Raw genomic sequence first — 26371 nt, 5'->3', positions numbered from 1 at the left:
CCCTATGTTCCTTACTATTGCTAAAATTCCTACGAATAATATATAAAAATAGTAATCGAATGGGACATGATTCATCTAGCTAACTATCATGCTACCAAAAGATGGTGGGACAGTGAATCTATCCCTATTGTCCCTCCTAGATAGTTGTAACCGTCAAAACTCTCCGAAGAATGGAAATATTTAGGGAAACACCGGAACCGTCCCCGTGTTTCCCTTGACTGTAATCAGTTGTAACCGTCAAACGCTCCACAAAATGGAAATATTTAGGGAAACGCCGGAACCGTCCCCGTGTTTCAAATTGGGACATGATTCATCTAGCTAACTTTCGTGTTACCAAAAGATGGTGGGACAGTGAATCTATCCCTATTGTCCCTCCTAGATAGTTGTAACCGTCAAAACTCTCCGAAAAATGGAAATATTTAGGGAAACACCGGAACCGTCCCCGTGTTTCTAAACAGGGGTACAAAGTATCCTTTATTTCAATGGGGGAATTGGTTCATACCCTGAAAACTATGGATATTACTAGAAAGTCACAAACAAGAATAAAACGTATGAAAGATTCCAATTTAGTGATTATTGATGATTTAATGTACGCAGCTATGGATCCAAGAGAGGCCAATTTATTTTTTCAATTAGTCAATGATTTATATAATCATTCATCGATCATATTGACTTCTAATCGCTCTCCAAAAGAATGGACGGAGCTATTAGGTGATGTTGGTGTAGCGACCGCCATTCTGGACCGTCTTATACATCGAGCTGAAATTGTTCATATGACAGATCCAAGCTATCGAATGAAGCATCGCCAAACTATATTTAATGAAGAAAGTGTTCAAAATTAATGAGCAAAATTGTTCAAATGTACTTGACGCTCACAGCAATTGAGATTATTGACAAGGAGTTAGAGAATAAAAGATTTAAATAATACGATAAGCAGCCATTTGAACAGTTCTCTGTTCAAATGGCTGTAAAATTATTTTATGCATTATTAAAAGTGGCTCCCTTTCACACAAATACTGGCTCTTTCATCCGCAAACCATGGCTTAAAACTCCGCACCACTGGCTCAATCTATCTGCAATACTCACTATTGCTAAAATTCCTGCGAATAATATATAAAAATAGTAATCGAATGGGACATGATTCATCTAGCTAACTATCATGCTACCAAAAGATGGTGGGACAGTGAATCTATCCCTATTGTCCCTCCTAGATAGTTGTAACAGTCAAAACTCTCCGAAGAATGGAAATATTTAGGGAAACACCGGAACCGTCCCCGTGTTTCCCAAAACTCTCCACAAAATGGAAATATTTAGGGAAACATCGGAACCGTCCCCGTGTTTCAGGAACCGTCCCCGTGTTTCCGTGTTTCCGAGTTGTAACCATCAAACGCTCCACAAATTGGAAATTTTTAGGGAAACACCAGAACCGTCCCCGTGTTTCCAACTAACTGTCCGTATACTGATGGATTCAATGTCCAAAATGGCGGGGATGCAGCCCTATGTTCCTTACTATTGCTAAAATCCCTACAAAAAATTTATAAAAATAGTAATCGGTTGGGATATGATTCATCAAGCTAACTTTCGTGTTACCAAAAGATGGTGGGACAGTGAATCTATCCCTATTGTCCCTCCTAGATAGTAGTAACCGTCAAAACTCTCCGAAAAAATGGAAGTATTTAGGGAAACACCGGAACCGTCCCCGTGTTTCTCTATTGTCCCTCCTAGATAGTTGTAACCGTCAAAACTCTCCGAAAAATGGAAATATTTAGGGAAACACCGGAACCGTCCCCGTGTTTCCCCCAAATAAAAGCAGTCCCCCAAACTAATGTTCAGAGGACATCATACTATGAGAGGGCCACAGGGACAGGGCCCGGTGTTGTTTGTAATTGACGTTAACTAACTGTCCGTATACTGATGGATTCAATGTCCAAAATGAAGGGGAAGCAGCCCTATGTTCCTTACTATTGCTAACATTCCTACAAATAATATATAAAAATAGTAATCGTTTGGGACATGATTCATACAGAGCTAACTATCGAGCTACCAAAAGATGGCGGGACAGTGAACCTGACCCTATGTCCCTCCTAGATAGTTGTAAGCGTCAAACGCTCCACGAAATGGAAATTTTTAGGGAAACACCGGAACCGTCCCCGTGTTTCCACGGATTGCCTTTACGTATTTAGGATGTGCCAAAGTGATGTTGCAGGTATTCTCTAGTACATTGAACACGGGAATCCAGTATTTTCCCGTAGATTCCATACAAACATCCTTACAGTTATTTTCACAAAGCCATTGTGACAGCTCTCTCAAACCTTTCGTATAGGTAGAAAAGCGATGGCGTTTGTAAGTAGTTACTCCTTTGCCGTTGGTCGTAGCAATACAAGCAACAACAAAGGTTTTGTGCACGTCAATTCCACAACAAATTTGGTAAACAACCTTTAAAGCCATAGGGATATCTCCTTTAATAGAATTATAGGGATAGACAACATTGACTGATTGCCCAGCAATAAACGAGTAATGTTTATACAAAGATAAGTCTGCGTGCTCGAAGTCACACTTATTTGTGCTTGGAAAGGCAATCCACACATATAACTATGCGGTCACTCCACTAATAGAGTGGCCCACTCACCTCCCCGTGATTTGTAGTTTATTGTTATCCCTATGGCTATAGACTTGCCAAAATAACGTTCAAGGCAACGTGTTTCATTACGTTTTGTGCCTTGAGCGAAGGGAAAGGAATGGGTATAACTATGTATATATTACAATTCTTGAATGCCTCTACACATGCTATTATCAGGGAAGAAAGGCTTGCAGATATTGCGCATATTGCTAGGATCATCAAAGCGGCTGAAGAACAAATCGAAACAAACGAGCCCTTGTACATAGTTGATCAATCACTCCGTCCCATAGAAGCAACATTCGTATCAAAATCTGTTATTCACCATGGCACCGATTCCGTATATAAGCTTTTTTTCAAAATAAAAACTGAAAAAAACCCTATGAAATAATCCATTCAATATTGGAAAAAAGTTTAGAAATCTACATCGCATTTCCAGATTAACAAATTAATGAATTAACGCACTAAAGTGTCATTCCAAATGAAAGCAGTCCCCCAAACTAATGTTCAGAGGACATCATACTATGAGAAGGCCACAGGGACAGGTCCCGGTAATGTTCTGAAATTGACGATAACTAACTGTCAGTATACTGACGGATTCAATGCCTAAAATGAAGGGGAAGAAGCCCTATGTACCTTACTATTGCTAAAATTCCTACAAAAAATATATAAAAATAGTAATCGATTGGGACATGATTCACCCAGCTAACTATCGAACTATCAAAAGATGGTGGGACAGTGAACCTGACCTATGTCCCTTCAGAACCCTTTATTCAATGTTATTCTGCGATTTTGAGAAAGCAACAGATTTTCTCGGAGCTTCCTCATCAAGATATAAACAAAAAGAGCCATTTCACTTTTGTTATCAACAAAAGGAATTTGGCTCTTTATCCTTCATTACGAAAACTAACCCTCTAAAATATCCGCAATCCTCTTACTAGCAAATCCATCACCATATGGATTGCTTGCTTGACTCATTCTTTCATATTCTTCTTTATCCTCAAGAAGTAACTTAAATGTATTATAGATATTTTCCTCATCTGTTCCAACCAACTTTAATGTTCCTGCAGCAATACCTTCAGGACGTTCAGTGGTATCACGCATAACAAGTACTGGTTTACCCAGGCTTGGAGCTTCCTCTTGAATTCCTCCACTATCAGTTAGTATTAGATAAGATCTAGAAAGGAAATTATGGAAATCTAAAACCTCTAATGGCTCAATGATTCGAATTCTTTCACAGTTGCCTAGAATCTCATTTGCAGCATCTCTAACAACTGGATTCATGTGAATAGGATAAATTGCTTTAATATCTTCATTCTCATCAATTATCCGCTTGATAGCTCTAAACATATTTTTCATCGGTTCGCCTAGATTTTCTCTTCGATGTGCAGTAATCATTATTAATCTACTATCCGCTGCCCATTCTAGCTGTTCATGATAATAATCATCTCTAACTGTTGTTCTTAGAGCATCAATTGCAGTGTTTCCAGTAACGTAAATTGTTGAAGAATCTTTTCCTTCTCTATTTAGGTTTTCTTTTGACATATCTGTCGGTGCAAAATGATACTTTGCAACAATCCCTACTGCTTGGCGGTTAAATTCTTCTGGATAAGGTGAGTAAATATTATAAGTTCTTAAACCTGCCTCAACATGCCCAACAGGTATTTGTAGATAGAAACACGCTAAAGCAGTTACAAAAGTGGTGGATGTATCACCATGAACCAAAACTACATCCGGCTTTACTTCTTCTAGAACAGCCTTCATTTTCTCTAAAATATTTATCGTGACATCGAATAATGTTTGTTTTGACCTCATGATGGATAAATCAAAGTCAGGAACAACATTAAATGCATCTAAAACTTGATCCAACATTTCTCTATGTTGACCAGTAACACATACGATTGTTTCTAAATTTCCTCTCGACTTTAATTCCTTAACTAATGGGCACATTTTTATTGCTTCTGGTCGTGTCCCAAAGACCACCATTATCTTTTTCTTCATAATTGTTACCAACATCCTTACATATAATTGTAAAAAACTTGTATATATTCGTAACAATTGACATTGTTTCTTTTTAAATGAATAAACAAAGGCACAACCTGCTACTAGTTATGCCTGCTATTTTTATTAATATAAATAATATAATAACTATTATTTTTAAATGCCAAAATTCGTGGAAATATTGGCGATCCCGCGTGATCCTTGGTAAATGTCCTTCAGATAATATTTATATTTTATAATTGAACTGGACATTATCCTTTTTGCTACATATTTAATCACCAAACAACGGATTGACAGACAGTCCCCATGTCTCTCTTTCTATTATGTTCAATGTCCCTTTAGGAAATAGATCTACTTTCTGACTGTGCAGTTTTTTTCTACTTCTTCCCATGTCATAAAAATTCGTTTTATATCTTCTTCAACTAAATCACTACCTGATTGCACTTCAATAAACTGGAGTTCCGTAGTAGCTTTAATTCCATGTTTAGAACCCAATGGAATATAAAGCACATCTCCTGGTTTTACCCTAATTATTTTATCATCTAATGCAAATTCACCTTCACCATCTATTATAGTCCATACTTCACTTCTTTTATGATGTAATTGGTAACTTAGATTTTTGCCAGCCGTTACCCCAATTTTCTTCGTTAAAACTTCTTTACCATCTGGGAATTTTGTATGATCTAAAACTTGATACCAACCCCAACGTCTTTCCTCATACATTGGTCTTTGAATAAATGAAGAAACTAATTCCTTAACTCTCGGACTAGCGCCTTTATCCGAAATTAGGATTCCATCTGGACTAGCAGCAACAACAGCATTACTCACACCCAAAATAGCAACAGGTATGTCTAATTCATTAACAAGATGTGTGTTCTCACAATCCCCCGATACTATCCCCTTACCAAGTACCTCATTTGTCATTTCTTCTGTCAAAGTGTTCCATGTGCCCAAATCTTTCCATTCCCCAATATAGGGGAGTGCGACAATCTTATTTTCTTTTTCAACAACTTCAAAATCAAAACTATTTTGAGGCAGTAGATTATATTGCTTTAACAATTCATCGAATTGGATAGGAAATCCCATTTCAATTAGTTTATTAATAATAAAATCTAATTTAAATGCAAACACACCACAATTCCAAAGTGCATTATTAAGTATTAATTCTTTAGCAATTTCTGTATCAGGTTTTTCTTTAAAGTGACTTACATTATAGTATAAATCATTATCTTTCTCTCTTCTTGGTATTATATATCCGTATTTTTCAGAAGGAAATGTCGGCTTTACCCCTATTAATGCTAAGTTAGCTTTAGTTTCGGTTAGAACATTTTCTAAATCTTTTATTCTGTAAAAAAAACTATCGTCAACAAAAGGATCTACCGGTAGAACTGTTACAATTTCATTCAAAGATACCCCTTTAATTGAATAAAGGTATGTTGCAGCTAGAGCAATTGCTGGAAAGGTGTCTCTCCTCATTGGTTCTATAACTAGTGGAATATTTGCACCCAATTGATTCTGAATAATATCAACTTGAGATTTACTTGTAGCTATTGTTGTGGATTCTTGCAAGTTTACATTACCTAGTTGATTCCAAACTCTTTGTACCATAGAACAAAGTTCTGAATTATTATTCTCTAACACTTTTAAGAATTGTTTTGACCTAGCGTCATTTGATAATGGCCATAAACGCTTTCCTGATCCACCGGATAATAAAATAATATTCATACCATCCCCACTTTCTTTAGTCGTTAAATTTTCAACTGAATATCAGTTTTGGGCAATTGTCACCACAACTTTAAGTGTCTATTTGTAATCTTTTCTCGATGTTATTACTTAATTTAGGTAAAAAAAATTTAGGGAACTTTAATATTTATAGCACAGTTTTTTCCACAACATAGTTTAACTGAATTGATAAATTCCTCATAGGACAGATACAGATACCTGTGATTACAGAAAATCATAATCTGTCCGAATAATTAACTTAAGGTGCTCTATGATAAATATATCGAGTCTCATTTATTTGTCTATTTCAATGAGAAGTAGGTTTCATAAATATTGAATAAATGGTAAAAAATATCAAGATTGTTTGAACAAGTAATTAAATAACATCATATTTTTTATATAATGATTATCTTTATCCCTATTTCCATTATTTAAGAATCATAAAAATTGATAAACAAGGGACATTTTTAATTGGGAGATCACATTCAAATTTTATGAGTTTAGTAAGTATTTCCCTTTTAGATGAAAGTAAGAGTTCACCAAGAATAGTGAACTCTATGAATCTGAATATTAATTGTTTCGTTCAGTTAAATTATTATTATAATTTAAAAGCTTCCTTGAATGTACAAATATTTTTTGTATCAAGAACAAGTTTATTTTTTATTAGTTCAACATTCTCAATAATATGGTCATGAGCGACCATAATAACAACAATTTCTATTTCATTTAAGAAATCTTCAAAATTCATAAATTGGTGTTCTACAATTCTACTTTTTACATACGGATCAAAAATCTTTACACCAAAAGCTAAATGTTCATCCATTCTCTCAATTAACTGAAGTGTAGGACTTTCTCGAATATCGTCTACATTCTCTTTATACGTTAATCCATAGAGACCAACTTTTGAAATATCTTTTATTTTATGCTGTCTCATAATATCTCTTATCCGACTGAGAACAAATCCTGGCATCGAATCATTTATTTTTCGTGCAGTTAGTATTAAATTAGTTAAGTCTGGATAATCCCCAACTAAAAACCATGGATCGACTGAAATACAATGACCTCCCACCCCAGGTCCAGGCTGTAGTATATTTACCCTTGGATGTTTATTTGCAATTTTAATTATCTCATATACATCCAAATTATCAGTTCGACATATTTTCGCTAACTCATTAGCAAACGCAATATTAATATCCCTATAGGTATTCTCAATCACCTTAGACATTTCAGCAGATCTTATATCTGTAATAACAATCTCGCCATTACAAAAATTTGAATACAGTCCTTTTATTTTATTTCCGATTTCCAGATTGTCCACACCTATCGTTCTTGAATTATGCTCAAGTTCGTAAACCATATTTCCTGGAATAATTCTTTCAGGTGCATGGATTAAATGGACATCTTCTCCTATAGTATATCCCCTTTTCTCAATCTGTGGACGAATATGTTTATCAATAGTTCCGGGTGATATTGTTGATTCAATAATTAACTTCGTACCCTTTTCACATACATCTAACACACTATTCACTGCCGATATTACGTACTTAGGATCTAGTTTTTTACTTTCTTTTACATATGGTGTTGGTACTGCTATAATATATGTTTGAGCAACTTGATAATCTGTTGAAAACTTTATGCCGTTGGACTGTGCTGTCTGGAACAACTCCATTAAACCCTCTTCTTCAAAAGTAAGTTTCCCCTCAATAAGTGAGTTCACAAGACTACTATTTTTATCTGTTCCTACTACCTTAATACCGCTCTTTGCTAGAATTAGTGCAGTTGGAAGACCAATATACCCTAAACCAATAACATTAACAATAGACATTTGATACATCTCCTATTTCAACATTTCAAAACTAATAATCGTGTCTTCAGTTATATCTCTGTTAGCAACTCTTCCTATTATATTTTTTATTTCTGATGGTGGGATTCCAACACCTGGACGTTTAAATGTAAGCATATTTTCCGTTATTATTTCATTCTCAAAAATATTACATGAAGCAACCAATGATCTTCTTGCATTTGCTCTGGATACTAATTCTGAATCAAGACACTTAATATCATATTTTCCTCTTATTTGATCTATAAACTTTATTCCCTCATTAATTTTCAATGCATCTTCAGGTGACATTGCATGATAGTGATCATTTCCTGGAAGTGTCTTATCTAGAGTAAAGTGTTTTTCTATAACAATTGCCCCTAAATTATATGCTGTTTTTATTACTTCCATTTCTGCATCTGGTCGGGTATGGTCTGAATATCCAATAATTAAATCAGTGTACTTATTTTTTATACTAATAATTCTATTTAGGTTTGCATGACTATATGGGGTTGGGTATTCGAGAACACAATGCATTAATATTATTGGTTTATCATTATATCTTCTAATTGTTGATATAGTTTCATCAATCTCTTCCTCATTCGATGCTCCGATTGATAATAATATTGGCTTTCCTTTTTTTGCTTGATATTCAACGAATGGCAAATTATTTAAGTCGGATGATGATATTTTATATACGTTCATTAAATCATACAAATAGTCAGCTGATTCAAAATCAAATGCAGTTGAAAGGAATTCTATATCTAAACTTTTGCAATAATCAGATAATACTTTATACTCATTATAAGAAAAACTGTCAAATTTCTTAAAAAGTTCATATTGAGACGTTGTAGATTCTTCATTAACATCCCAATATGATGGTGATGTTTTAGCCGCTAATGTCTCAGCTTTATAAGATTGAAATTTAACTGCATGGACACCTGAACTTTTAGCTTTCTGTATCATTAATTTTGCTGCTTCAATAGGAGCAATTTTATTAACATTTGCAATATCATAATAATTAACACCAATCTCAGCAATTAATACAAATTTATTCTTAGTAGCTCTGTCTATAATTATACTCTCCATTATATGTCCTCCATTATCGAATTCGATCTAGTATAATATCTAATACTCTTTGTATCCCCTGTTTAAGATCTTTTTTTAGCATTTCTTCTTTCATTTGTTTTCTTATTTGTGGACTATTAATTAACCAAATTAATGTTTCTCGTATTGTTTGATCCTCGACTTGATTTCCTAATCCAAGGTTAATAAAACCATTTTTTAAATACCCAAATTCATGGTGTAGTTCACGTTCATTTTGAGCAAGTAATATTGTAGGTACTGCTAAATTGGCAAGTTCTAGCATAGTTCTTCCCTGAGATGATATTGCAATGTCAGCTTTCCCCATAAATTCTGACATTAGTTTAACATCTCTTACTATGTCAAAATTTAAATTCACGGTGTTTGCTAAAGATAAAAACTCATTAACCGCCTTATATCCAATCCCTAAGATAAAAGTATAATGAATTTTATTATTATTCGGTAAGGATTTAATAATATCTAATAATCTTAGTGATAAATTACTAGGATCAGTTCCTCCAAAAATAACTAAAACTTCTTTTACATACTTTCTAAACTCAGCCGGTTTGGCAAGCAAGAACTCCTCTCTAATACAATAATACTCACTTCCCCAAAAGTGATTTTTGTAATCATTTCTTTTATCATACAAATCATTAATTACTGCATCTGCAAGACGGGCGCCATCACCTAAATCCTCAAAGTTTACAACTCTAACCCCTAGTTTTTTACAATACTCAATATATTTTTCGCTTGTATCAAGAATATCATTTATAATTATTTCTGAATTGTACTTTTTAACTAGTTCTCCAATTTCAAAATTATCATTTATTATAGTATATTGGAAATTACTTTCGATAATTTTCTTGATACCTATATCGGACTGATTAGATAAAACAAATCTAATTTCATGATCAATAAGATTATATGCAAGTAATAAACACCTGTATATATGACCTAATCCTATTTCGTCATACCCGTCAGTTCTTATTAAGATAAACTTTTTAGAAAGTTCCTTTTCTGCAATCCACCAATCATGCGGATTGTCAATATCTATAGACTCATTTTCTGGGACCTCAAAAATTGAAACATTTTTTCCGAATCTATTCTCCCTTGTAACAAATTGTCTTTTGGAAATGAAGAATGCACCAGTTTCAAATAAATTTTTTGGAAGATATTGTCTATTCACTCTTTTTTTATAGTTTGGAATAATCTCTCCATCCTTTTCTGTCCATGACAAATGAGGGCGATTAATTCCACTTATTATTGTATCGAAATTATTTTCTATTAAATAATCTATAGCAGCATCTAGAGTAAATGTCTTTAATAAGGGAGAAGTCGGCTGCATTGTTATTACATAATCGTATGTTATTCTCTTTCTATTCTCCATCTCACACGCTGCATGGTAAATAACAGGATCTAATGTAATATGATCTAAAGCCAACTCTTTTGGTCTTTTAATAATTGAAACTCCATAAGATAAAGCAATTCTTTCAATCTCATCATCATCTGTAGAAACAACAATATCTAAGTTGTACTTACTGTTCTTTGCATTCGTTATGCTATATCCGATTAAAGGTTTTCCGCATAAGAATCGTACATTTTTTCTCGGAATGCCTTTTGAACCACCACGTGCAGGAATAACACAAAGAATTTTTTTCATCATTTTTTCAACCCCTTACTATCCAATTTAGAATTATAATATCAATACAATCAAATGCAAATTTTGAAATTTTAATGTTTATATTATTTAGATTTATCCTCCTGAATAGCATTTCTATTCAACACTATCCATTGATAGCCATATATAATTACAATAATAACTATAGGTAAAAATCTGAATACCATAGCCTTTATATTAAAAAGTTGTGAATAAGCTATATTAATTATCATTAAGAATGCAAAGAGAGAAACTGACTTTCTTCTATCAAAATACCCTTGTAAATAACCTATTAAAAAGCCTCCAATTACCATTCCTACTTTGCCACCAAACATAAAGAACTCAGCATATGGTGTAAGTCTTACTCCCCTATCTTGATTCCCAAAAAGGAGTTCATGTCCAAAAGCCCCTATATTATTAACACTTGAAGTTAATTTACTTAAACCTACTATAGACCAAATACCTTCTGGTAATATTGATAGCATATACGATTGAATTAATTCATATTTGATATTCGGAAACCAATTCGGTACATATACAATAAGAAAAGTAGATAAATCTTTAAATTCTGGAGCAATATCAAATAATAATTTAAATTTAATATATTCAAAATCTGAAGAGACACTTAACTCGCTAACAATTCGATATAATAAAAGTGTAAACACAGAAATTAAAGATAAAGTTAATACATTTTTAAATTTAACATTTTTACGAGATATAAAGTAAAAAATAATAATTATTACTAGCCACACTAACAATCCTCTACTTCTTGAATAAAGAAATAATAATAGTACTTTAACAAGGAATATTAATAATAATTTTTTGTTTTTAATAGCTTGATGATTATTTTTATAATATATTAAAAAATCCAGGCCTGCACTTATGGACAATATAGTGAATCCAATTCCAGGGTATCCACTTTCTCCTAAAGAGGCTATATAAAAAGGATCATAAATCCAAAAAGGCATAAACCCAAGTTTTAACAACCTTTCAAAAATAAATACAACGGCGATAAACAAGGATATCAAACTGGCATCAATAGCATTAAATTTGAAGAAGTTTATTGTATACTTTTTTGTTGGAATCATATTGGCACTTAAATTCGAGAAATAATACCCAAACACAATACTTAACCCTATAAAAGTAAACAATAAGATATTTTCATTTAATGAAAACTGATAATACCTGGGATATTCCTTAATTAGTATTACACTAATAATATATCCCCCAATAAACATATAAGAGAATACGAGTAATGTTAGGAAAAAACCCCATTTTTCATGCAATATTTTCATTTAATACTCCTTACAATAATCCCTATTTTTCTATTATTATGAAAAAATAGAATGAATTATAAAATCAATTTAAAATCAATATATAATATATCTTTATACAATAGGCGCTTTCAAAAAAATGATCCTTCAGTATTCTTCATAATATTTTTTCTATTTGTATTTATTGCTGAATTAATATCATCAATATTATTTGCAAAATTTACTATACCATCATCTATCAAGTCCTGCATATACTCAATACCTGGTAAATTTACTAATATTGTATTGCAACCGAATTCTAAACCTTCATAAATAGCAGTTGAAAAAACACCAATTTGAAAACTTGCTTTTGCCATTAATTCATACAAATCAGTGTTGTTATTAGCTACTACTGATAGATTTTCCGGTAACTCTTTGCTCTGTAAATATGAATCCTTCCAAGTCGTATATTCACTAGGATGCAATTTATATATAACTTTCATCTCCGGTTGTATTACTGATAAATCAACTGCTATTTGAAATAATTCCTTACCAATAACACCTTGAGATATAAAAAGAATTATTGCAGGGTCTTTTTTTACTTTTTTATATTTATTTTTTTGAATTCTAAAATGATCATATCCCCTAATAAAAATTTGGGATGAATCAAGCGGAATAAAAGATTTATTAAACCAATAGTTACTAAATCCAAACATTTTATCTGGTAAATATTCCAGCTGCTGCACTTCTCTAAAAGGATATGAGTATCCTAAATGATATTTACTAATTATACCGTGCTGAAATTCTGTAACAGGTATTCCCAATGTTTTTGCTGCGTTAATCAACGGAGCATTGTTATATGAAATTACCAAATATATCTCTTTTGGCTTTCTCTTTTTTAATAGCTTTTCATAATAACTATTTTCATAATTAAACTTTAATATTCGATTTGAAATGAAACTTTTTAAATTTAAGTCAATATTGAAAGTTCTACTAATATCACTCTGTATACTATCTATTCTACTTAACTCTTCTTCGCTAAATTTTACCTTATTAAAAAATCTGTGTATCTGAGACGCCAAAATAAGAGTATCCAAATATTTTATATTTTCTTTATTGTTCTTTAGGTGTTTCCCCATGTACGGTCTTTCATATACCAAATATGATCCTGCATCTAGAGATTTTATATAGTAATCGGTATACGGGTCTATATACTCACCCATACTCAATATTTTCCTTGGATGATCAAATATTAAAATATCTTTAGAATATTTCCCTGTTAATGGGTTCCTAATGATATAGTTAACAATCATCATTATTAAACTGATTATCTTATTCTTAAAGGAAGTTTTAATAGGATGTGGTTCGTTTAAAACACCTATAGATGTTGCAATTTTATAATACATATCCATTCTAATGTATTGCCAAATTTTTACTTCTTCGATGCGCATATTCAATAAATCATGTGTTTGTTCAATTTCCCAAATAGCTTCACAAATTCCTTTTACAGTATTGATTTTTTTCAAGAAATCACCACCTCCAAACTTCTATTATTACACGTAAGACTGATTACTTCTAAATTTTTTATTTTATTAACATAAAAATATTATTTTTTCACAAGCTAGCTGTAGACACATCTAGAGTGGTAAAAAGCCTTTAATGAAATTTTTGCATTGCTTTTAAATTTTCATAATGCTTAATATCTCTAGTTTTAAAAACCATTGCAGGGTGTCCACCTACAATACTATATTTTGGTACATTTTTTGTAACAACACTACCTGCCTGAATTATTGCCCCTTCCCCAATAGTTACTCCTCCTAGTATTATTACTCTACTTCCAATCCAGACATTCTCTTCAATAATGATATCCTTAATAATAGTAGTGTCATCATATGGTATTGCTCCACCATTATCATAATTATGATACTCAGTGAGCATTAAACAATCGGTTCCTGAATGGAAATTATCCCCAATAACAACTTTGCCATTTCCTCTTATTTCCATACCGTTGAAATTTATGTTATTTCCCAACCAAGTATTTGCTGATACTCTACTAAACCCATTCACTTTTAATTCCGCTCCTACTTCTTTAGCTTTTCTATTTACTAGGAGCGTATATACTCTGTGCAAAAATTTATTTATTATCCTATTTTTTAAAAACCACAAAATCTTACCAACCATTTTTATCACCACTATTCCTTTTTATAATGCCAATCCTTTATATATGGTTTGAACAATAATAATGCACAAATACATATATATATAACTTTTATGAAGAATACATAAAAAAAGCTCTCTAAAAGCCCATCTATGTAAAACACAAATATTGCAGAAATTATCACCAATGTTATATTTGGTAATACTAATTTTAATTCAATAATATTTTTTTCCTTAAGTAGTATTTTTGCATTTAGATAATGTAATATGAATAATAAAACATATGAAAAAAGAGTAGTATAGGCTGCAATAACGTAACCGTAAATAGGCACCAAAAGATAATTTAATGTAATATTAATAATTGCCGTTAGTAATGTACTTAATGATATAATCATCGTTTTTTTTCTATAGAATGCATAATTACTATATAAAGTATACAAGAATACAAAAACATAGCTTAATATTATTACTGGAACTAGTTTCAAAGCCTCAAAATATCTTTCATCTGCTAGAACTAATACAGTTTCTTTTGAGAACATAATTAACACAATGGAAGCAAGATATATGAATAAGGAATACTTACCTGCGAGTATATTTATAGGTGTACTTTCTTGCTTTTTTAATTTATCGAAAAAGATTGGCACCCAGGATTTATTCAATGCCATAACAAAAACACTCATTATCATTCCTACGTTATATGCAAAAGAATATAAACCAGTATCAATACTTCCAGAAACTTGATTTATTATTATTCGGTCAAAGGTTGTTAAAATATAACCAGATAATGAGTGTGGAATCAAGGGCAAGCCAAATATTAAAGTATATTTTATATATTTCCATTTTAAAGAAAAGGATGCTATCTTGCTAATATATATTAATGAGTAAAAAAACAATAATGCTTTAATTAAAAATTCAGAATAGATTCTGCCGAGATAATTATCACCACTTAATACTACTATTAAAATTAATGTCAAAATCAGAATTGAACTGCTTCTAAAAACAGACAAAATAGCATATTTACCACTTTTTTTTATTGCTTGTAAATAAGCTATTAACACTTCATAGAGAACTGATGCAGAAGAGATAACTGCTGCATACATAATTAAATCTTGATCGATATTTAACAATGCAGATAAATTCTCTTTAATAGTGTAAATTAGACACAAAATAATGAAGTTAAACAATATTAAAAAGATAATGTTACTTCCTAATAATTTATTAAAATCCTCATCAAAATCAAAATATGCTCTTCGAATAGAAGAATGTATATTTAGGCTAAACAAAACTATCATAATAGATACTAATGTACTAAACAGCGATATAAGGCCGTAATCACCAGGTGATAATAATCTTGTTAATAATGGTATGCTTAAAAAAGTTAAGCCTGCAATAAAAAACTCGGCAGTAATATAATTTTTTGAATGTTTAATAAATGTTATTGTATCTGAGTTTAAATTCTTTAGTTTTTCTAATCTAAGAATCCTCCGCATGTTATCTTAGTTACCTTTCAATTTATCTAAATATTTCTTTATAGTCTTCAATGTATCTCTCCCAAATCAAATTGTTATCCAATATATACTTTCTTGATAAATCTTTTAACTCATTCATGCTATTAAGATCTTTTGTGATATTAATAATTTTGTGTGCAATATCTTTTTCATTATCATTTTTATCACAAATACAAATAATGTTTTCGGGAAGTTTATGATTTATATTATTATGATCAGTAACTAGAATAGTATTACCCAGCATATATTCATAATTTTTATTTGGGGAGATAGATACATCGTTATTCAAACTTATTAAGTTGATAGAAAAATCGCACTCCAAAATTTTTTCCACAACAAAATCATGGCTTTTAGGCCCATAATAGTAAAAGTCATCATAACTACTACTTAAATATTTGATTTTATCTTCCAAAACTTCCTTTAACTCCCTGTTGGCAACCTTGCCAATTAAATGCACTTCGAAGTTTCCACTATTTAACAACACTTCAAACACATCCAAAGTTTTCTTCATATTTCTAAATTCCTCTGTTATCATTCCTGCATATATAATTTTAAATTTTCTAATCTTATCAACTTGATTATATGAAAAATCTCTCTTCAAAGGATAGTTTCCAAAGATAAACTCTTTTTTTTGATTGAACATTAAAAAATTATCTTTATAAGCTGATACAATTACATCATTTACTTTATTATAGAAAAATTTAATTAAGAGTCTTTCTTTAATCGAAATTAAATTATATATCTCATGAACATCTAAGACAATTTTTTTCTTATGTTTAGTAAATATGAATAAACTTAACAAAATTGGATCTTGAATAAAATAATAATCATAACCTAGATTATTTATTTTCTTCATTAAATTAATATATATTTTAAATAAATTAAAAACAGACTTTCCTTTAACTTCATAATGAATATAATTCATTTTCTGATGACTCACATTAAATTGTACATTACTCTCTCTTGATATATTATGATAATCTACACTATATCCTAAAGATAATAAAGATTTAATATGTCTCTCAATTCTGTAGTCATAACTTGGATGTATAGAAAAAATTGCAATTCTTTTCATTATTTTTCTCCTCAATAAATAGATAGTTAAAAAATACACTTGGTCTAACTGTTATTAGAGTATTTTTCCTACTTTTTTAAAACTTAAGTAACTCCTATAATGAATAATAATTAATTAGTGCTTTACACATTACATCGATAGATAGATCATCTCTCAATTTTTCGAAGGATTTTTTACTCATCCTTAAGAGCTCATTTTCGTCTAGTAACAGGTCCATTATTGCTTTAGATACACTTTCTTCATCAACGTTTTCTACTATTAACCCTGTGGAATAATTCTCTACATATTCCGGTAGTGCACCAACATTTGTAACAATTACCGGTCTAGAATAATAATACGCAATGGGTATTATTCCACTTTGGCTAGCTGATGTATACGGAAGCACTACAATACTTGATTTTTTAAATAAATTTTCAATTTCCTGTTCTGGAATTAAGTAGTTGTGAATCTCTAGGTTATTGATTCTACCTAATAATTCCGAATATTCCTCTATATTACCATCTCCAGCAATAATAAATTTAATATCTTTCCTTTTTTCTTCAAGAAGAATAGCTGATTTAATGAATAAATCTAACCCTTTATACGGTTGAATTCTTCCAAAAAATAGCACAGTTTTTTCCCTTGGTAACACAGTAATTACTTCGTTAGCTGGTTCAATCCCCATCTTAATATACTTAGCTTTTTTATCAACTTTCATTTTTTTTAGCGCATTATTATGACTTTTCCCATGAATCACTATTTTATCCGCTAAGTATCGAGTTGCTATTTTATTATAGTAATAATGCACTTTCGTAATTTTTTCACCAGGATGTGGCTCAGGGTCATGAACAGTCATGACATTGTTATATTTCTTTAATAAGAAACTTAGAGGAATATTTAATGGGTGTGGGGACATAAAGTGCACTACTTCTGGATCAATTTTCTTTATTGTGTTAACTACTTGAAGTAACTTTTTATAATCAAAGGTACTTTTTTCTATTCTAGGCCTTTTTGTATCAAATGTTTTAATCACATCTATATTTTCGTTTATAATGTTTGATTCAAAATATTTCGAACAAACAAAACTTACATTATGACCATTTTTTGCAAATTGATTAGCAATATTAATACTGTACCTTATTATTCCTGGAGCATTTGTTAAAGTAATTAAAACAATTCTCATCTATATGTTATCTCCCTTTAAATACATTATTTCTTCTAATTACATGAATTTTTCTAAATATTTTCTAACTAAGGCTTCTATTAAAATAAAAATAAGTATAGAAGTCCCAATTTCACTTGTTTATCTTTAGAGAAATGATTAATAGATATTACCTTCATTTTTATTGTCTTTTTTGCTATTCCTTCCAACAGATATTTCAACAGACTTTTCAAAAGAATCAGTCTCGTAGTTCAGCACAACACCGTCCATCATAGAACCTGGTCCACCGTTTAACTTTCTATCATATACAAAGGACCCAAAAACTTTTCTAATTACTATATTGTTTTTTAAACCTTTTGCAACAACCCAGTTAAAGAGTTTTGTCTCCTTAAGTTTCTTACCATGGACTTTTGCAATAAGCCTCACTAGTTCAGATGTGTTTACATAATTCTTATTCTGTGGAAAGTATAAACCACTAAAATTATTATCAATTAATAATTTTACAAATTCCGATAAATTATCAATAAATATCATACTACGTACATTTTCTATATCGGGAAATAAAGGAGCTTTCAAAGCAACTCTTGATAATCTTGCAAAATTTCCAGGGCATCCCTTACCATATACAATAGGTGGTCGTAGAATTGCCACATTAAAATCACTAGAATTGAATTGTAATAAAAGTTGTTCAGCTTCATATTTTGACTGGGCGTAAGGGGTCTTTGGATTCGGCTTAGTATCTTTAGTAATATAGCCTGTTTCCGTACCATAAACCCCCATCGTACTTAGAAATATGAATTGCTTCACACCTTCCTTTTTTGCTTTCTTAGCAAGTTCTACTGTTAAATCTCTATTTACTTTAAAATAATTAGATGTATCATTTTCACTAACATGAACAATAGCAGCTGTATGAAAAATGACGTCATATCCAAAGAATGACTTTCCCTTCCAATGGCCATCTCTTATACTAATAAAATCCACAGAATACTTATCAGGATATTGTGAAACCCATTTTTTAAATGAAGTACCTATATAACTATTAACTCCTGTTATAAGTATCTTTTTCATTTCAAAACCTTCTCCTCATTAGTAGATGCTACTTCTGCAAATCCTAAATTAATATCTACCAAATACCTGTTAACATATCTATCTTCACCAAATAATACAACACCAACAGTCCTAATAATTATTTTCAAATCAAGCAACAGGCTATAATGCTCTACATAATAAACATCAAGCTTATACCGGTCTCCTAGGGAAAGGTATATATTACCACTTACTTGAGCTAATCCAGTCATACCTGGATTCATATTAAGCCTTTTAGAAATTTCATCTGTATAATCAGCTAGAGATGCTACTCTTTCAGGTCTTGGACCGACGAGGCTCATTTCACCTTTTAATACATTTAATACTTGAGGAATTTCATCTATTTTACTTCTTCTAAGAAACTTTCCAATACCTGTGACACGATCATCATCTTTCATTACCTCTTGGCCTTTAACCATTTTGTCTGAACCCGGTCTCATCGTTCGAAATTTATAGACCTTAAAGATTTTCTTATTTAACCCTGGTCTATCTTGTAAGAAAAACACCGGACCAGGAGATGTAACCTTGATTAAAATTGCAATTAAAACCCATATTGGAAGAAAAGGAATAAGAACTATTAACGAAACAACAATATCAAATAAACGTTTAATTAACTTTTGAAATTTCTTATCTTCCATGACTATACCTCTACCTCATAATCAACAGGAATTAAATATCCATCAATTAGTTTTATAGCCCCGTCATCTTTATTTGTTTTAGCAGACCAAATTCTATATGATCCATCCCCATCTTTATAAAAAGCACCTGGGTACGGATGTGTAACTGCTCTTACCAACTTATCTGCTTCATCCATAGTCATACTGTTTAATACTTCGCCATCCTCCGGCTTTCTTCCAGGCCATTCTGTAGCTTCTACTTCATTTTGTTTTGTAAGTGTAATATTGTTATTAACGATATCTTCCCAGTACTTTGAAATTAGTGTAATGTGCATTTCATCTACTTTTTGGTAAAGTTGTGTTGCTGTAGTTTTCTGATTTAATTTGATAACCCCTTGACCGATAATATCACCGGTATCAACACCTTCATCCAACTTAAACATAGTGACACCAGTTTCTTCTAACCCCTTGATAATTGCCCATGGTATTGCCGCTCTTCCTCTACCGGTTGGTAATAAAGTAGGGTGCATGCCAATACAGCCATACGTCGGTGCTTCAAGAACATCTTTCTTAGCAATTTGCGACCAACCAATAATAAACAACCAATCAATCTGGTATTCCTCTAAAGCAGAAAGAACATCTTGATCGTTGATATTATTAATCTTCAATAGCGGTGTGTTGTGTTCATTTGCAATATCATCTAAATAGATTCTTCCAGACTTATTCTTTGCTTTTTCATCTTTAATCGTAATAAGTAAGTCTAGGTTCCCACCAATACGATATATTTCTTCAATACAACTTAGCCCTAATTGAACGCAAGTTGCAAACGCAATTTTTTTCTTCAACGTATACCATCCTCTCTACTTTCTAGAATCCACGTCTAAATACACTCTCAAAGGCTTCTGCATAAACCATTCCTGATTGCCCACCACGGTAAGCTGATAGTCCTTTGATTGCTTCCTTACTTCTAGGATGAGGATAATCTCGCATAACTCCGCGATATTGTGCGAGAGCTTCTATTTTTTTATCCACACTAAATTCACCAACTTCAATAAATGTATTAGGTGAAAACTGGTTCATGGCTTTATTTAATCCCCATTCAGTAGAAGATGGCACTTCCATGAAAAGTAGTTCCTTAAGTGGGGCTACATCATTTCTTCTTTGGAATAACCTTACTGCTGCTTGGCATGCCATAGAAGTGTGTAGGTGATCATTATTTAAGTCAGCTGGATGATGAGTAAATACAACATCAGCATTTGTTTCAAGAATTGCTGCTTCAATAAACTGAACAAGTTTTATATGACCAGCATTATTAAACTCTATATTTGGAAAGTTACCAGTGATAACTTTATCAACACCTAATATATTCATAGAGTTGTTCACATCTTCATTTAGCTCTTCAGTGGTAGGACGGAAATTTCTTGCATTAACTTCTCCTGATAGAATGCAGACATTTACTGAATGCCCTTCTTGAGCAAGCTTATACATTGTAGCGCCTGCACCTAAAACCTCATCATCTGGATGCGCAACAACAACTAAATATGACATATGATTTAACCTCACTTATTATTAAATATTCTAACTTGTAACCCGTTTTTTACTTTTAGTTGGTTAGGACTTAGTTGGATGTTCCTGTTCCACTTAACTACAAACCATCTAAAAGAAAACTCTCATCCTAATTTCTTAACTTACACAAACCTTAGAATAAAAATCAACAGTTCCCTTCCCATAAAGAAGGGAACTGCAAAATTCACATCATTTCACTCCGCTACCATTAACCGCTCGTTAGTACGCCTGTTAGCTAAGTTAATAACATACTCCCTAACATCATCCTGAGTAAACTCTTCAAACTGATTCAGTAGGTATTCAACCTCCCCCTCCTGCTCCAAAACAGCCTTCCCAATAAAAATCTTCGGATAAACCGGCTCAGGATAGATCTCTTTCTCATTCAGCAATTCCTCAAACATCTTCTCCCCAGGTCTCAACCCAGAAAACTGAATCCCGATCTCATTAACGGAATAACCCGAAAGGGTTATAAGATTTCTAGCAAGGTCAACAATCCTAACAGGCTCACCCATATCCAACACAAAAATCTCCCCACCTCTTGCAAGAGATCCCGCCTGAATCACAAGCCTTGAGGCTTCTGGTATTGTCATAAAGTACCTAGTCATATCCTCATGGGTAACCGTCACCGGCCCACCGGCTTGGATCTGTTTTTTAAACAACGGAATCACACTACCACGACTACCAAGGACATTCCCAAACCGAACCGCAACAAACCTCGTCTTACTCGTCCGATCAAGCCCCTGAATAATCATCTCCGCAATCCGCTTCGTCGATCCCATTACATTAGTAGGATTAACTGCCTTATCAGTAGAAATCATCACAAAAGTATCGACACCATAGGTATCAGCAGCCTCTGCCACATTTTTTGTGCCGAATACGTTGTTTTTTACTGCCTCTCTAGGGTTATACTCCATTAGTGGAACATGTTTATGCGCCGCAGCATGATACACCACAGCCGGACGATACTCATCCATTATCTCAAACATTCTCTCTCTATCCTGAACATCCCCGATAATAGGAATAACTTCTACCGAAGCTGAAACAGAATTCCGTAACTCCATATCAATACCATAAATACTATTCTCACCATGCCCAACTAATACAAGCCGACCTGGGTTAAACTTACAAATCTGCCGGCAAATTTCCGAGCCAATCGAACCGCCAGCACCTGTAACAAGCACCGTCTTCCCACTAACATATTCCGAAATCCCAGCAATATCTAACTCTACTGGTTCACGACCTAGCAAGTCCTCAACTTGAACATCACGGAAGCTATTAACCGATACTTTTCCAAGCATAATATCCTCAATCATCGGAATGATTTGCGTCTTTGCCTTTGTTTTTGAGCATTCATCAAAAATTCGTTTTAATTCTGCTTTGCTTAATGAAGGAATCGCAATCACAATATGATCGATTTGCAACGTTTCAACCGTCTTTGCAATATGCCCAGCATTTCCAACCACTGTTAATCCATAAATATCTAACTTGTATTTCCTCGGATCATCATCGATAAATGCTACTGGTTTTAATTCAGTATCATGATTATTCAAAAGCTGCCGCACAACCATCGTCCCAGCTGCACCGGCACCAACAATCAAAGTCCGTTTCATTTGTTTCTGTGTTTTAATGTATCGATCCCTTACTAAGCGCCAGGAAATTCGTGATCCACCAATCAAGATAATATGAATCATCCAAGTGATTAATAATGCACGCAAATAGGCATCTTGGAAGACAATCAATTGCATGACCAATGTTATCCCAATTGAGAAGGTGACAGCCTTGACGATTGATTTTACTTCACCAATGCTCGCATATTCCCATGCTTTCTTATAAAGCTTATAAATAGAAGCAAATAAATGATGGCTAAGTAACAATGAAAGCGAAGTAAACAGCAAAGTCGGCATGGCCAAGATTGATAGATTAGGATGTAAGGTTAAAAAACTAATATAAATTGCAGTTAGTACAATAATAGAATCGAGCAATGCTAGGATTGTGATCCTCGTCCTGTAGGCCATAGCAATCAGTTCCTTTCTTTTGCAAAATACCCCCATAAAAGCACTTGAGTTTGCGGAATATTCTAAATAGAAAATATTCCATTTCTAACTGTGTAAAGTCTTTACACAAATAAATATCTAATGATAACCCATGTCCCACACGAACTATCATTAGATATTTATCGATATTTTCGATATTTGTATGATGCAACCGCAATCATTATCGTTTCGCTCAGTTATTAAAAGATAATTGGGCATCTAACCCAGCCTCACACCATGCTATTGACGACTAGCGTCTAAGGACCACACATCCGCATGTCCCACAGCATGATCGAGTGCCTCCATCGATATCGGACAGGAAGCCTCGCCGATCAGGATTAAGCCTGACATAAGATGTAAACTTCATTGATCAGCCACTCAGTATTTCTTTTTAAAAGATTCCAAATATTTTCTTCTTTTTGATTCGTTCTGGCATTTCTTTATACACTCGTGAACCTTCAACTAGTAACTCGGCATTTTCTTGAAACAGGTACACTGTATCCATTCCGTATTTAGCTTGTATTTCTTTAAAAGCTTTCCTCATCATAAACGTGCGACCTGCGAGATTATGAGCATCTGAAGCAATGAAATGCGTTAAGTTTGCTTCAATAAGCTGATGCGAAAAATGCTTGATTTTTTTCCCAAAAGCACCACAAACACTCGCAGCTGTTACTTGGGTTAGTGCACCCTTTTTAACAAACTGATAGAGAAGGTCTGGACGCTGTACAAGCTCTTGATTCCGTTCAGGATGAGCAATAATTGGGACTAGACCTTCCATTTGCAGGTCGTAGAGTAACTTTTCCGTATAGCGCGGAACCTGCCCAGTCGGTAATTCAATTAACATATAATTGGAGTTTGCTAACGATAGGATTTCTTGCCTTTGGTAGTCTTCGAGTATCTCGCCAAAAATCCGAATCTCTTGGCCAGGGAGAATTTCTAATTGAATTCCCTCGGCCTGGAATGCTTGATTGAGTTCAGCTACAGCAGCTAGAATTTGTGGTTTTGTGTTTTCGTATTGATTATTTTTATGGTGCGGGGTAGCAATGATTGAAGTAATTCCCTGCTCGACGGCAGCACGTCCCATCGCTATACTTTCTTCTATAGTTTGAGCGCCGTCATCTACGTTCGGCAATATATGACAATGGACATCAATCATCGCTACCAAGCCCCTTACATTAGTCTTTTTCCTCTGACGATTTTCATCATAACATCATGAAATTCAGTGGTAAATGGGTGAAATTTGTCGAATGTTACCTATTTATGTCCGTACGTGCCATAATAATAGTAGTAGTTAGATTTATCCATTTTCTTATTATTAAGGACAGCTCCTAGAAGTTTACCTTTTGCTTGAGCTAATAATTCCTTGGATTTGGTTACCTTCTCAATTTCCGTTTTCCCACTAGCAACAACAAGCACGCTACCTTCACACAAGTTTGCTAAAATTTGCGCATCAGTCACAGCTAGAATCGGTGGCGTATCAAAAAGAATCACGTCATACTTTTCTTCTACTGTAGTTAAAAACTCTAACATCGCCTTTGAGCCTAATAACTCGGCTGGATTCGGCGGGATTGGACCGCTCGTTAAAATATCTAAATGTTCAACATCCGTATGTGATATTGCTTCTTCTAATGTTTTAATTTTTGTTAACACATTCGTTAAGCCATAAATATTTTCAACTTGGAATGTATAATGAACGGTTGGTTTCCGCATATCGGCATCAACAAGGAGGACTTTCTTGCCTTGTTGCGCAAACGTTACCGCTAGGTTGGCTACCGTTGTTGATTTTCCTTCTGACGGATCTGCAGAAGTCACCATAATCGATTTGATTTCTTCATCAACTGAAGAGAACTGGATATTAGTCCGAACTGTACGGTATTGCTCAGAGATAGATGATTTTGGTGCTAATTTAGTGATGAGACTACGTTTTTGACTATGTGATGTTGTTGTTTTTTTTCTAAGAACCAACAGTCTCACCTCTTACTTTATGATTTTTCCGCGCGCGATGACTGGCAACTTTCAACTCTTCTTCTTCAATCGTTGTGATCACACCTAATACAGGCATCTCTAAGATTTTTTCGATGTCTTGTTCTGTCTTAATAGTGTTATCTAAGTATTCTAGTAAGAAAGCAATCCCCACTCCAGCCATCAATCCAACAACTAAAGCAATCGCAATATTCAACTCTGGATTTGGCTTAACTGGTGAAGGATTTTCAGGTACTGATGCTTTTGCTAGGATGCTAACGTTATCAACATTCATAATATTAACAATCTCTTTTTGGAACACTCCGGCAACTGTATTAGCAATTTTCGCCGCCATCGCAGGATCAGGATCTTGGACAGAAATATTTACGACCTGTGAGTCCTTTTCACTGCCGACAGTGATTTTTGAGCTTAATTGTGACGCCGACATATCATTACCAATTGTGCCTGCAACTAAATCTAGTATTGCTGGGCTTTTAATAATGACATTATAAGTATTTATTAATTGAAGGTTTGTTTGAACCTCACTTGGACTATATACTGCTTGTTCATTTTTTGTTTGATTTACCAGTAATTGTGTTGATGATTGATAAATCGGGGTTAAGTAAAAGTAACTAACGATGCCACTTATTAGAACAGCTGTTATCGTAATGACAGCAATTAAGCCAAGTCTTTTCCGCAACGTTTGAAATAATTCTTTTAGGCTAATTGTCTCTTCCATTTCATCCTCCGAAGCGCGAATTTTTGTATAAACCTGTTGTATTATATCATATTTCGCTGTCTACTATTCTATTATCTTATCGAACTATGCGAACCACTTACCTATTGTAATACCAATTTAGTGGTAATTGAAAGGAGTTTTTGTCAATTGGGAAAAATTTCATCAATTCTTAACATTTTCTACAAACATTTAAGTGCATTTTATGATTATGTTTTTTTCGGAATAGCAAATCGAGATTAAAACCATTTGAGAATTTAGTAATCTCGAAGCCTGAATTTTATAATAATATAATAACTCATATTTACGACTGTAATTATGTTTTTTTCGTTGTTAAT

General features: G+C 33.0%; 19 protein-coding genes and 3 pseudogenes. 2 read left to right on the top strand and 20 right to left on the bottom strand.

The features are described from left to right. Nucleotides 1–455 precede the first annotated feature (455 nt). A pseudogene (locus tag FXW34_RS13275) lies at nucleotides 456–842 on the top strand (ATP-binding protein); the annotation flags it as partial. A gap of 1315 nt (nucleotides 843–2157) precedes the next feature. On the opposite strand, the pseudogene FXW34_RS13270 reads toward FXW34_RS13275, so the two are convergent. After that, nucleotides 2158–2448: pseudogene (locus tag FXW34_RS13270) on the bottom strand (IS110 family transposase); the annotation flags it as partial. A gap of 290 nt (nucleotides 2449–2738) precedes the next feature. Between FXW34_RS13270 and FXW34_RS13265 the strand changes: the two are divergent. After that, nucleotides 2739–3008: a hypothetical protein gene (locus tag FXW34_RS13265; RefSeq protein ID WP_147534493.1), complete on the top strand. Its 270-nt coding sequence runs from the start codon at nucleotides 2739–2741 to the stop codon at nucleotides 3006–3008. Between the two features lie 515 nt (nucleotides 3009–3523). Here the strand turns inward: FXW34_RS13265 and wecB are convergent. The 19 genes and pseudogenes from wecB to FXW34_RS13170 form a co-directional block, all read right to left on the bottom strand. Then, nucleotides 3524–4618 carry a non-hydrolyzing UDP-N-acetylglucosamine 2-epimerase gene (wecB, locus tag FXW34_RS13260; RefSeq protein ID WP_147534598.1) on the bottom strand — a complete coding sequence of 365 codons (1095 nt, stop codon included), beginning with the start codon at nucleotides 4616–4618 and terminating at the stop codon, nucleotides 3524–3526. A gap of 351 nt (nucleotides 4619–4969) precedes the next feature. Next, nucleotides 4970–6343: a sugar phosphate nucleotidyltransferase gene (locus tag FXW34_RS13255; protein WP_147534492.1), complete on the bottom strand. Its 1374-nt coding sequence runs from the start codon at nucleotides 6341–6343 to the stop codon at nucleotides 4970–4972. A 595-nt stretch (nucleotides 6344–6938) separates the two neighbouring features. Continuing rightward, on the bottom strand, nucleotides 6939–8165 hold the full coding sequence (locus tag FXW34_RS13250; protein WP_147534491.1) for a nucleotide sugar dehydrogenase: 1227 nt from the start codon (nucleotides 8163–8165) through the stop codon (nucleotides 6939–6941). A 12-nt stretch (nucleotides 8166–8177) separates the two neighbouring features. Further along, entirely contained in the window at nucleotides 8178–9248 is a 1071-nt protein-coding gene (locus tag FXW34_RS13245) for an N-acetylneuraminate synthase family protein (RefSeq protein ID WP_147534490.1), read from the bottom strand. A 13-nt stretch (nucleotides 9249–9261) separates the two neighbouring features. Continuing rightward, nucleotides 9262–10905 carry a cytidylyltransferase domain-containing protein gene (locus FXW34_RS13240; RefSeq protein ID WP_147534489.1) on the bottom strand — a complete coding sequence of 548 codons (1644 nt, stop codon included), beginning with the start codon at nucleotides 10903–10905 and terminating at the stop codon, nucleotides 9262–9264. An 80-nt stretch (nucleotides 10906–10985) separates the two neighbouring features. After that, nucleotides 10986–12194, bottom strand: coding sequence for an O-antigen polymerase (locus tag FXW34_RS13235; RefSeq protein ID WP_147534488.1), 1209 nt, complete (start codon nucleotides 12192–12194; stop codon nucleotides 10986–10988). A gap of 110 nt (nucleotides 12195–12304) precedes the next feature. Then, the gene (locus FXW34_RS13230) at nucleotides 12305–13678 is read right to left on the bottom strand and encodes a hypothetical protein (protein WP_147534487.1); all 1374 of its coding nucleotides are present in this window, start codon (nucleotides 13676–13678) and stop codon (nucleotides 12305–12307) included. 178 nt (nucleotides 13679–13856) lie between these two features. Further along, a pseudogene (locus FXW34_RS23690) lies at nucleotides 13857–14003 on the bottom strand (DapH/DapD/GlmU-related protein); the annotation flags it as partial. A 341-nt stretch (nucleotides 14004–14344) separates the two neighbouring features. Further along, entirely contained in the window at nucleotides 14345–15799 is a 1455-nt protein-coding gene (locus FXW34_RS13220; RefSeq protein ID WP_147534485.1) for a lipopolysaccharide biosynthesis protein, read from the bottom strand. A 22-nt stretch (nucleotides 15800–15821) separates the two neighbouring features. Next, nucleotides 15822–16892 (bottom strand): glycosyltransferase family protein, encoded by a 1071-nt coding sequence (locus FXW34_RS13215; RefSeq protein ID WP_147534484.1) that lies wholly within the window; start codon nucleotides 16890–16892, stop codon nucleotides 15822–15824. Nucleotides 16893–16986: 94 nt separating this feature from the next. After that, on the bottom strand, nucleotides 16987–18054 hold the full coding sequence (locus FXW34_RS13210) for a glycosyltransferase family 4 protein (RefSeq protein ID WP_147534483.1): 1068 nt from the start codon (nucleotides 18052–18054) through the stop codon (nucleotides 16987–16989). 138 nt (nucleotides 18055–18192) lie between these two features. Then, nucleotides 18193–19101, bottom strand: coding sequence for an NAD-dependent epimerase/dehydratase family protein (locus FXW34_RS13205; protein ID WP_147534482.1), 909 nt, complete (start codon nucleotides 19099–19101; stop codon nucleotides 18193–18195). Beyond that, nucleotides 19098–19757: a sugar transferase gene (locus FXW34_RS13200; RefSeq protein ID WP_147534481.1), complete on the bottom strand. Its 660-nt coding sequence runs from the start codon at nucleotides 19755–19757 to the stop codon at nucleotides 19098–19100. The genes FXW34_RS13205 and FXW34_RS13200 overlap by 4 nt, the downstream gene beginning before the upstream one ends. 2 nt (nucleotides 19758–19759) lie before the next feature. Next, on the bottom strand, nucleotides 19760–20581 hold the full coding sequence (locus FXW34_RS13195) for a formyltransferase family protein (RefSeq protein ID WP_147534480.1): 822 nt from the start codon (nucleotides 20579–20581) through the stop codon (nucleotides 19760–19762). A 22-nt stretch (nucleotides 20582–20603) separates the two neighbouring features. Then, entirely contained in the window at nucleotides 20604–21284 is a 681-nt protein-coding gene (locus FXW34_RS13190; protein ID WP_147534479.1) for a PIG-L deacetylase family protein, read from the bottom strand. A 212-nt stretch (nucleotides 21285–21496) separates the two neighbouring features. Further along, nucleotides 21497–23317: a polysaccharide biosynthesis protein gene (locus FXW34_RS13185; protein WP_147534478.1), complete on the bottom strand. Its 1821-nt coding sequence runs from the start codon at nucleotides 23315–23317 to the stop codon at nucleotides 21497–21499. 409 nt (nucleotides 23318–23726) lie between these two features. Continuing rightward, nucleotides 23727–24491: a tyrosine-protein phosphatase gene (locus FXW34_RS13180; protein ID WP_147534477.1), complete on the bottom strand. Its 765-nt coding sequence runs from the start codon at nucleotides 24489–24491 to the stop codon at nucleotides 23727–23729. 98 nt (nucleotides 24492–24589) lie between these two features. Continuing rightward, nucleotides 24590–25300, bottom strand: coding sequence for a CpsD/CapB family tyrosine-protein kinase (locus FXW34_RS13175; protein WP_147534476.1), 711 nt, complete (start codon nucleotides 25298–25300; stop codon nucleotides 24590–24592). Continuing rightward, entirely contained in the window at nucleotides 25290–26036 is a 747-nt protein-coding gene (locus FXW34_RS13170) for a YveK family protein (protein ID WP_147534475.1), read from the bottom strand. Before FXW34_RS13170 ends, FXW34_RS13175 begins: the two co-directional genes overlap by 11 nt. Nucleotides 26037–26371: the final 335 nt, after the last annotated feature.

Source organism: Bacillus marasmi (assembly GCF_902168435.1).
GTDB lineage: Bacteria > Bacillota > Bacilli > Bacillales > Cytobacillaceae > Bacillus_BU > Bacillus_BU marasmi.
The sequence above is the reverse complement of the archived record's forward strand: the minus strand, read 5'-3'. Positions and strand labels throughout refer to the sequence as shown.